The following is a 10,399-nucleotide window of genomic DNA, read 5'->3' on the forward strand; positions in this document are numbered from 1 at the left end:
CATCTGTCCCTTAAAATGCAGACGCCCGATGCAGTGCATCGGGCGTCCTTGGCCGCCTGACGGCGGCCTCTACATCCGCCACAGGTGTCAACCTATGGCAGGACGGGTCAGCCCGCTGGCTTTGCTTTGTGTGCCGGATCAGCGCAATACTCCCAAACCGATCTGCCGCTTCGACGCAAGAAATCAGGGACAAAACTGTGATGCGCCTCAGGTATTCTTGCCTCAACATACTGAAAGCCCCGCCATGCCTCCCGAGCTGACAGCCGCCCTGGCGCTCTGCCGCAACCTGCCCTCCCCGCCCGGTATTGCCCTGCGCATCATCGAACTGGCGCAGGACCCGGAAACGGACATCACCACCGCCGCCGACATCATCGCCATCGACATGGCGCTGAGTGCCCGCATGCTGCGCATCGCCAATTCGCCGCTGTACGCCAGCCGTCGACGCATCGAGAACCTCGGCCAGGCGTTGACCATGCTCGGCCTCAACGCCACCGTGACGCTCGCCCTGGGCTTTACCGTGACCCAGGGACTGACCGCCGCCGGCGATGGCCAGGACCTGCGCGAGCGTGCATGGCGTCGCAGCATTCTCAGCGCACTGGCCGCCAGCCTGCTCGGCCAGGCCCGCGGCCTGCGCAAGGCCGAAGAGCTGATGCTGGCCGGCCTGCTGCAGGACATCGGCATCCTCGCTCTCGCCCAGACCCAACCGGACACGTATCTGCCCTTGCTGCGCCAGGCGGCCGACAACGACGCCCTGGTGGCGCTGGAGCGCGAACAGCTGCAGTGCACGCATGCCGATGTCGGCGCATGGATCACCGAAGAGTGGGGCCTGCCGCGCTACCTGGTGGACAGCATCGCGCGCAGTGAATCGCCGGTTGATGGCGAAGACAGCTTCCAGGCCTGCGTCGCCCTGTCCGGCGCCGTGGCCGATATCTGGCTCAGCGCCGATGCCGACGCCGCGCGCGAACACGCGCTGCAGCAGGTGCACGACACCCTCGGGCTGGACAGTGCCCAGTTCGACCAGGTACTGACCCGGATCGGCGAGTCCCTGCCGGACATCAGCGCCCTGTTCGAGACCCCGTTGTTCTCGCCCTCGCGCGTCCAGCAGCTGATCGATCACGTCCAGGAGCTGGCGACCCTGCGCAACCTGCGCGAGGTGCAGGACGCCGCCCTGGCCCGCCAGCGCGCCGATGAGTTCGAGGCGCGCGCCAACCGGCTGGCCGAACAGGCGCACCGCGACGCCCTGACCGGCGTGCTCAACCGCCGCCAGCTGGAAGCCGTACTCGAGCAGGAATTCCTGCGCGCCACCCGGCATGGCTGGCCGCTGTCGGTCGCCTTCATCGATCTGGATGACTTCAAGAAGATCAACGACGCGCACGGCCATCTGATGGGCGACCAGGTCCTGCGCATGTTCGCCAGCAAGTTGCAGGAACAGCTGCGCAACAGCGACACGGTGGCCCGCTTCGGTGGCGAGGAATTCATCGCACTGCTGCCCAACACCACCGAACCGGTGGCGCTGGAAGTGGTGCGCCGGGTACTGGCCAACATCGTCAATACCCCGATGGCCGAAGTGCCCAGCGGCCCCCTGTTCGTGACCTTCTCGGCCGGTGTGGCGACCCAGGGCGGCTACGAGCGTTTCGCCGATGTTCAGGACCTGCTGAAGGCCGCTGACGACGTGCTGTACCGCTCCAAGAACCTGGGCCGCAACCGTGTCATCGCGCGCTCTCCGGGCACTGCGCCAGCCTGATCGCAGGCCCCGGTGGCGCCCCCGGCCCACCCCGCGGTCCGGGCCGCCATTCGCCGCAGCGCAGCAAATTTATGCTGCCCGATCACCCGGCTTCCAGTAGAATCCGGGCGTTTTCCACGCATCCAGAGATCGCCATGTCAAAGCTCGCCTATCGCCGCATCCTGTTGAAAGTTTCCGGGGAGGCGCTGATGGGAGACGAGGACTACGGCATCGACCCCAAGGTCATCCACCGTCTCGCCCGTGAGGTGATGGAGGCGCAGGCCGCCGGTGCCGAAGTGGCCCTGGTGATCGGCGGTGGCAACATCTTCCGCGGTGCCGGCCTGGCCGCAGGCGGCATGGACCGGGTCACCGGCGACCAGATGGGCATGCTGGCCACCGTGATCAACGCGCTGGCCATGCAGGATGCCCTGGAGAAGCTGGGCGCCAAGGCCCGCGTCATGAGCGCGATCAAGATCAACGATGTCTGCGAGGATTACATCCGTCGCCGCGCGATCCGTCATCTGGAAAAGGGCCGTCTGGTCATCTTCGCCGCCGGCGTCGGCAGCCCGTTCTTCACCACCGATTCCGGCGCCGCACTGCGTGCGATCGAGATCGGCGCGGACCTGCTGCTGAAGGCCACCAAGGTCGACGGCGTGTACGACAAGGATCCGAACAAGTACAGCGATGCGGTCCGTTTCGACAGCCTGACCTATGACGAAGTCATCCGCCGCGGCCTGGAAGTGATGGACACCGCCGCCTTCGCGCTGGCCCGAGACAGCGATCTGCCGCTGCGCGTGTTCGACATGGGCCAGCCGGGCGAACTGCTCAAGATCCTGCATGGCGACAACATCGGCACCCTGGTGCAGGGCCGCGACAACAGCTGAGCCTGAGCGCAGGCCCACGGCTGCGCCCTGAACGGCCCGGCGAAGACCCTTCTTCGCCTATAATCGCCCGATTCCCAGTGACATCCAGGATTCGGGCGATGCTCAACGAAATCAAGCAGGACGCGCAGACGCGCATGGCAAAGAGCATCGATGCTCTGAAGCACACCCTCACCTCCATCCGCACCGGCCGTGCTTCCCCGGCCCTGCTGGACCGCATCACCGTCAAGGCCTACGGGACCGACACCCCCCTGAACCAGGTCGCCTCGATCAGCGTTTCCGAAGGCCATTCGCTGGTCATCACGCTGTTCGACAAGGGCATGATCAAGGACGTCGAGAAGGCAATCTACGCCTCCGACCTCGGTCTGACCCCTAACGTGGCCGGTACCGTCATCCGCCTGAACCTGCCGCCGCCGACCGAAGAGCGCCGCAAGGAGCTGGGCAAGCAGGTGCAGAAGGAAGGCGAAGGCGCCAAGATCGCCATCCGCAACATCCGCCAGGACGCCAACAAGGCGATCGCCAGCCTGATCAAGGACAAGGCGATCAGCGAAGACGACAAGAAGCGTGGCGAAGACGACATCCAGAAGCTGACCGACAAGTCCATCAAGGACGTCGATAGTGTTGTCGCCGAGAAAGAAAAGGAACTGATGGCGGTCTGAGCCCTATGTCCCAGGCCCCGACCAGCAGTTCTGACGCGCCCATCCCGCGCCACGTTGCCATCATCATGGATGGCAACGGGCGTTGGGCGCAGAAGCGTCGTCGCCCGCGCGTGATCGGCCATCGTGCCGGCGCGCGCGCGGTCAACCGCACCATCGATTTCTGCCTCGACCACGGCATCGCCGCGCTGACCCTGTTCGCCTTCTCCAGTGAAAACTGGGGCCGGCCGAGCGATGAGGTCGACGCGCTGATGAAGCTGTTCCTCAATGCGCTCGACCGCGAAGTGGACGAGCTGCATCGCCGTGGCGTGCGCGTACGTTTCATCGGCGAGCGTGAGCGCTTCGGCGCCGGGCTGGTCAGCCGCATGCAACTGGCCGAACAACGCACCGCCGGCAACCGTGCGATGACCCTGAGCATCGCTGCCAGCTACGGCGGCCGCCAGGACATCGCCCGCGCCGCACGCGAGCTCGCCGCCGAGGTTGCGGCCGGTCGCCTGCTCCCCGAGCAGATCGACGAAGCAATGCTGAGCAGCCGGGTAGCGCTGGCCGACCTGCCGCCGCCGGACCTGTTCATCCGCACCGGCGGCGATACCCGCATCAGCAATTTCCTGCTGTGGCAGCTGGCTTACACCGAACTGTGGTTCACCGACGTACTGTGGCCCGAGTTCGATGCCACCGTCCTGCAGCAGGCGATCGATGCCTATGCTTCGCGTGAACGCCGTTTCGGCCTGACCAGCGCCCAGATCGCCGCCTTGGCCACCGAGACCTCTTCCCCATGACCAAGACCCGAGTCATTGCCGCGCTGATCATGGCGCCGGTCGCCATCCTCGCCATCCTCATGCTGCCGACCCAGTGGCTGGCCGCCGCCGCCGCCGCCGTGTTCCTGATCGGGCTGTGGGAATGGCTGAAGCTGGCCGACGTCGAAGACACCCTCGCCCGCACCGTCCTGCTGGTGCTGAACCTGGTGCTGATGGTGCTGATCGTGTGGGCCGATGCAGGCTCGCTGGTGCTGTACCAGATCGCCGCACTGGTCGGCATCGGGTGGTGGCTGCTGGCGCTGCTGTGGCTGCGCTTCTTCAACTTCGGTGCCAGCCCGAGCAGCCCGGCGCGTGCGCTCAAGCTGCTGGCCGGCACGCTGGCGATCGTTCCGGCCTGGGCCTCGCTGGTGCTCATCCATGCCAGCGGTGACAACGGCCACCTGTGGCTGCTGACCGCGCTGGCCGTGGTCTGGGCCGCCGATTCGGGCGCCTACTTTGCCGGCCGCACCTTCGGCCGCACCAAGCTGGCCCCGCGCATCAGCCCCAACAAGACCTGGGAAGGCCTGGGTGGCGGCATGGTCGCCGGCCTGATCGTGGCGCTGGGCTTCGGCTGGCTGGCCGGCATCGACAGCGGTCACCTGGTCGGCCTGGTCATCACCGCCGTGGTCACCGTGTTCGCCTCGGTGCTGGGCGATCTGTACGAGAGCCTGATCAAGCGCCACGCCGGTGCCAAGGATTCGGGCCATATCATTCCGGGCCATGGCGGCGTGCTCGATCGTATCGACGGCGTGCTCGCCGCCCTGCCGGTGTTCGCACTCGGCAAGGAAATCTTCGGGTTCTAACCATGTCCAGCGCTTCCGCCCCCCGCCAGGTCGCCGTGTTCGGCGCCACCGGTTCCATCGGCGCATCCGCGCTGGATGTGATCGCGCGTCATCCGGACCGCTACCAGGTCACCGTGCTGGCAGCTGGCCGGCAGGTGGACGAGCTGGTCGCGCTGTGCGCCACGCACCGCCCGGCCCATGCGGTGATCGCCGACGCGTCGTTGTACGCTGCTCTGCGCGACGGCCTGCGTGGCGCCGGCCTGGCCACCCAGGCCCACGCCGGCGCCGCGGCGCTGGATCAGCTGGCCGCCAGCGACGCGTGCGACACGCTCGTCGCGGCCATCGTCGGCGCCGCCGGGCTGTCCTCGACCCTGGCCGCCGCTGCCGCCGGCAAGCGCATCCTGCTGGCCAACAAGGAATCGCTGGTGCTCGCCGGCGAACTGCTGATGCGCCAGGCCGCTGCCGCCGGTGCCGAGATCATCCCGATCGACAGCGAGCACAGCGCGATCTTCCAGTGCCTGCGCTCGCGCGATGCCAGTCTGGACGGGGCCGGTGTACGCCGGATCATCCTGACCGCCTCGGGCGGTCCCTTCCGTGGCCGCAGCCGCGCGCAGCTCGCCCAGGTCACCCCGGCCCAGGCCGTTGCCCACCCGAAGTGGTCCATGGGCCCGAAGATCTCGGTCGATTCGGCGACGTTGATGAACAAAGGCCTGGAAGTGATCGAGGCCCACCATCTGTTCAACGTGCCCGGCGAGCGCATCGACGTGCTCGTCCACCCGCAGAGCCTCGTGCATTCGCTGGTTGAGTTCGTCGACGGCTCGACCCTGGCCCAGATGGGCCTGCCGGACATGCGCACCACGCTGGCCGTCGGCCTGGGCTGGCCGCAGCGGATCGAATCGGGGGTCGGCGGGCTGGACCTGCTCACCCAGGGTCGGCTGGATTTCGAAGCGCCGGATACCGAGGCTTTCCCGTGCCTGAAGCTCGCCTGGCAGGCCATGGCGGCCGGCGGCACGGCCCCGGCAATCCTCAATGCGGCCAATGAAGTCGCTGTTTCAGCGTTTCTTCAGGGGCGGGCAGCTTTCCTTGCCATTCCCGCGCTGGTCGCTAACGCTCTGTCAACACTGTCGACCGAGTCCGCCGATACACTGGAGGGCCTGCTGACCGCCGATCAGCGCGCCCGCCAGATCACCCAAGCCGCTATCGACCACGCCTGAATGCCCGACACGTCCCTTAACAGCGCTGATCACCATGGATGATTTCATCGGATCCGTCTGGTGGATGATCGTCAGCCTTGGCGTGCTGGTGACCTTCCACGAATTCGGTCATTACTGGGTCGCCCGCCGTTGCGGGGTCAAGGTGCTGCGCTTCTCTGTCGGGTTCGGCAAGCCGCTGTGGTCGCGTCGCAACCGCGCCGGCACCGAATTCGCGATCGCCGCCATCCCGCTCGGCGGCTACGTGAAGATGCTGGACGAGCGCGAGGTGGAGGTGCACCCGGCCGAGCGCGGCCAGGCCTTCAACCACAAGACCGTCTGGCAGCGTATCGCCGTGGTCGCCGCCGGTCCGGCCGCCAACCTGATCCTGTGCATCGCCCTGCTGTGGGCGATGTTCGTGATCGGCAAACAGGATTATTCGGCCACCATCGGACGCACCACCGGCATGGCCCAGACGTCCGGGCTGCAGGCCGGCGACCGCGTGGTGAAGGTCGACGGCCGCAGCGTGGCCACCGCCGGTGAGGCCAGCATGGCGCTGACCACGGCGGCCATGGACCGCCAGGATGCGAAGGTCGAGGTGTTGGATGGCCTGGATCAACCCCGCACCCGGACCGTGCCGCTGTCGCAGCTGCCCGCCGGCTTCGATGAACGCCGCGTGCCGCAGCTGGCCGGCCTGAGCTGGCAGTTCTGGCTGCAGCCGGCCCTGGTGGACAAAGTGCTTCCCGATGGCGCCGCCCAAGGCGTCCTGGTGCCGGGTGACCTGATCGTGGCCGTGGACGGCCAGCGCATCGAAGGCGCCGACCAGGTACCGGCCCAGGTCGCCGCATTGGGCCAGCGTGGCGGCCCCGGGATGATCGACGTCCTGCGCGGCGGCGAACGGCTGGCGCTGGAAATCACCCCCCGCCAGGGCGTGGATGGCCACGGCCAGGCCACCTGGCAGATCGGCATCGGCTTCCCTGAGACCCATGCCCCGGCGTATGACGCCGAACTCAAGTTCGGGCCGTTTGCGGCCGTCCCGGTCGCCCTGCGTGAAACCGCCCGCATGGCCGGCGATTCGCTGGGCATGATGCGACGCATTGTCACCGGCAATGCCTCGCTGCAGAACATTTCCGGGCCGGTCACGATCGCCCGGGTCGCCAATGTCTCGGCCAAGCGCGGCCTGGACTGGTTCCTGTATTTCCTGGCTTTGCTGTCCCTGAGCCTGTGCATCATCAACCTGTTGCCCATCCCCATCTTGGACGGCGGGCACCTGCTGTATTACCTTATCGAGTTGGTCAAGGGCAGCCCGCTGAGCGAGCGTGCCATGGCCGCCGGACAGTATGTCGGCTTGGCCCTGCTGGCCGGACTGATGGGATTGGCGTTCTACAACGACATCCTTGGTCTGGTCCCGCGATGAACTTTTATCCTTTTGTCGTCGTCTTATGCGCCGGCATCCCGCAATGTTGAAATCGACTCCAACCGGACGTGACATGACGCGACTCCCCAATCGCCGCCTGCTGGCCCTCGCACTCGTTGCCGGTTTCGGCGCGCCCGCCCTGGCGCAGGCAGCCGAGCCCTTCACCGTCAGCGACATCCGTGTGGATGGTCTGCAGCGCATCACCTCCGGTACCGTGTTCACCTACCTGCCGGTGGAACGTGGCGACACCATCACCGACAACAAGGTCGGTGAAACCATCCGTGCGCTGTACAAGACCGGCTTCTTCGAAGACGTCCAGCTCGACCGCCAGGGCGACATCCTCGTGGTCACGGTCAAGGAACGCCCGGCGATTAACAAGTTGACCGTCACCGGCAACAAGGACATCAAGAGCGATCAGCTCCTCAAGGGCCTGAGCGACATCGGCCTGACCGAGGGCGGCACCTTCGATCGCCTGAGCCTGGACCGCGTGACCCAGGAACTGCGCCGCCAGTACAACGACCGTGGCAAGTACAACGTGGACATCACCCCGACGGTGAGCCCGCTGGACCGCAACCGCGTGGACATCGCCATTGCGATCAAGGAAGGCAAGGCCGCCAAGATCCAGCACGTCAACCTGGTCGGCACCGAGAAGTTCGCCTCCGAAGACATCCTGGAAACCTGGGAATCGAAGGAGCACAACTGGGCCTCGTGGTACCGCCGCGATGACCAGTACTCCAAGGAAAAGCTGTCCGGCGATCTGGAAAAGCTGAATTCCTGGTACCTGGACCGCGGCTACGTGGATTTCAGCATCGATTCCACCCAGGTCTCGATCAGCCCCGACAAGCGCGACATGTTCATCACCGCCGGCGTGACCGAGGGTGAGCAGTACAAGATCTCCGAGATCAAGGTCACCGGCGACACCATCCTCCCGCAGGAAGATGTCGAGCGCATGGTGATCCAGAAGTCCGGCGATACGTTCTCACGTGCGCTGCTGGAATTCAGCTCGGACCAGATCACCAATTCGCTGTCCAACATCGGTTACGCCTTCGCCAAGGTGAACCCGATTCCGACCAGCAACCGTGCCGACCGCACGGTGGCCATCAACATGCAGGTCGTTCCCGGCCCGCGCGTGTCGGTGCGCCGCATCACCTTCAAGGGCAACACCCGCACCTCCGACGAAGTGCTGCGTCGTGAAATGCGCCAGTTCGAAAACAGCTGGTACTCGCAGGCCGCGATCGACCGTTCCAAGATCCGTCTGCAGCGCCTGGGCTACTTCGAATCGGTCGACGTGGAAACGCCGCCGGTCACCGGCAGCAACGATCTGGTCGACGTGGTCTACAACGTCAAGGAAACCACCTCGGGCAGCTTCGTGTTCGGCCTGGGCTATTCGCAGTCCTACGGCATGACCACCTCGGTGCAGCTGTCGCAGAACAACTTCCTGGGCGGCGGCAACCGCGTGTCGGTCGAAGCCTCGCGCAGCAGCTACCTGCAGCGTTACGGCTTCAGCTACACCAACCCGTACTTCACCGATGACGGCGTCTCGCTGGGCTACAACCTGTCCTGGCGCGAACTGGATTACTCCGACTTCAACACCGCGCAGTACAACAGCACCAACGGTGCCGCGCAGGTGGTCTTCGGCGTGCCGATCACCGAGAACGACACGGTCTCGCTGATGGTGGGCATCGACAGCAACCAGATCACCACTTACCAGGGCTCGACCCCGCAGGCGATCATCGATTACATCAACGCCGTCGGCCAGCGCACGTTCCACTCCTGGCGCAGCGAGCTGGGCTGGGCGCGCGATACCCGTAACGACTACTTCATGCCGACCCGCGGTACCTATCAGCGCGTCGGTCTGGAAACCACCCTGCCGGGCTCGACCGTCGAGTACTACAAGCTGAACTACCAGTTCTCCAAGTACTGGCCGATCATCCCGCAGCTGGTCATCAACACCCGCGCCGAAATCGGCTACGGTGACAGCTACGGCAAGGACGTGACGCGCGACCTCTGCTACACCGCGCCCTCGACCGCCAATCCGAATCCGACCCAGACCATCGACTGCAACCCGGCCTCGTCGGATTACATCAAGACCGTCACCGCCACGGGCCTGCCGTTCTACGAGAACTTCTACGCCGGTGGTACCAACTCGGTGCGTGGTTTTGAAGACAACACCCTGGGCCCGCGTTCGGAACCGACCCTGAGCTACAACCGCGGCCAGCCGCTGGGTGGCTCGCTCAAGACCGTCGGTTCGGTCGAAGCCTACTTCCCGCGCCTGTTCGACAGCCCGTCGGCCCGTATCTCGGCCTTCGTGGACTTCGGCAACGTGTACACCGGCGTGAGCAACTTCAAGGCCAACGAACTGCGCGTGTCCACCGGTGTGGCCCTGCTGTGGCGCGCCCCGGTCGGCCCGATCTCGATCAGCTACGCCTTCCCGCTCAAGAAGGAAGATGGCGACGAAGTCGAGCGTCTGCAATTCACCTTTGGCGGTCAGTTCTGACCGCCTAAGGTGAATTGCCCAAGGTTTGCACAGCAAACCTTGGGGCCCAACGATTCCTCCTATCCCCCGCGCCGTCGGCGCGGCCCCCTTAACAGAAGGGGGCCTCTCCACCAGACGCGGTACGCATTCGCCGGGCTCTGCCCGGCGTTTTCGTTTTGGGACCGGGAGCGATCATGCGTCCGTTCCGATTTGGGTTCGAACCAATCATTGGTCGATGCCGCTTTGTGTTGGGACTTATCGTTCGATGCCGCTTTGGGTAGGTGCCGACCGTTCGATGCCGCTTCGGGTAGGCGCCGACCGTTCGGGATCAACGAGAGCCGGCCAGCGGCCGGCACTACCCTGCCGCGCTCGCGCTGAACCGTCGGGGGTCGTGGCGGGCAGCCCTGGCCAGGACCGTTGGGCCGCATGGATGCGGCCCACGAGCCCCCAAGGATGGGTTTACGGCGCGTCCTGGCC

Annotated in this window: 8 protein-coding genes; all 8 read left to right on the forward strand. The window is 65.8% G+C overall.

Translation table 11 applies throughout. The features are described from left to right. Window positions 1–244 precede the first annotated feature (244 nt). A complete protein-coding gene (locus ABE463_RS18465; RefSeq protein ID WP_346469134.1) occupies window positions 245–1,744 on the forward strand; it encodes a GGDEF domain-containing protein in 1,500 nt (499 codons plus the stop codon). A 134-nt stretch (window positions 1,745–1,878) separates the two neighbouring features. Continuing rightward, window positions 1,879–2,607 (forward strand): UMP kinase, encoded by a 729-nt coding sequence (gene pyrH / locus ABE463_RS18470; protein ID WP_123728765.1) that lies wholly within the window; start codon window positions 1,879–1,881, stop codon window positions 2,605–2,607. 98 nt (window positions 2,608–2,705) lie between these two features. Continuing rightward, window positions 2,706–3,263, forward strand: a complete 558-nt coding sequence (gene frr, locus ABE463_RS18475) for a ribosome recycling factor (RefSeq protein WP_123728764.1) — start codon at window positions 2,706–2,708, stop codon at window positions 3,261–3,263. Between the two features lie 5 nt (window positions 3,264–3,268). Continuing rightward, the gene (gene uppS, locus ABE463_RS18480) at window positions 3,269–4,039 is read left to right on the forward strand and encodes a polyprenyl diphosphate synthase (protein WP_346469135.1); all 771 of its coding nucleotides are present in this window, start codon (window positions 3,269–3,271) and stop codon (window positions 4,037–4,039) included. Beyond that, window positions 4,036–4,860 carry a phosphatidate cytidylyltransferase gene (locus ABE463_RS18485; protein ID WP_123728763.1) on the forward strand — a complete coding sequence of 275 codons (825 nt, stop codon included), beginning with the start codon at window positions 4,036–4,038 and terminating at the stop codon, window positions 4,858–4,860. The genes uppS and ABE463_RS18485 overlap by 4 nt, the downstream gene beginning before the upstream one ends. Window positions 4,861–4,862: 2 nt before the next feature. Further along, window positions 4,863–6,053, forward strand: a complete 1,191-nt coding sequence (locus tag ABE463_RS18490; RefSeq protein WP_346469136.1) for a 1-deoxy-D-xylulose-5-phosphate reductoisomerase — start codon at window positions 4,863–4,865, stop codon at window positions 6,051–6,053. Window positions 6,054–6,087: 34 nt separating this feature from the next. Further along, window positions 6,088–7,446, forward strand: a complete 1,359-nt coding sequence (gene rseP / locus ABE463_RS18495; protein ID WP_346469137.1) for an RIP metalloprotease RseP — start codon at window positions 6,088–6,090, stop codon at window positions 7,444–7,446. Between the two features lie 73 nt (window positions 7,447–7,519). Then, window positions 7,520–9,943, forward strand: coding sequence for an outer membrane protein assembly factor BamA (bamA, locus tag ABE463_RS18500; RefSeq protein WP_346469138.1), 2,424 nt, complete (start codon window positions 7,520–7,522; stop codon window positions 9,941–9,943). Window positions 9,944–10,399: the final 456 nt, after the last annotated feature.

This window comes from Stenotrophomonas sp. TWI819 (assembly GCF_039673075.1).
Lineage (GTDB): Bacteria > Pseudomonadota > Gammaproteobacteria > Xanthomonadales > Xanthomonadaceae > Stenotrophomonas > Stenotrophomonas rhizophila_B.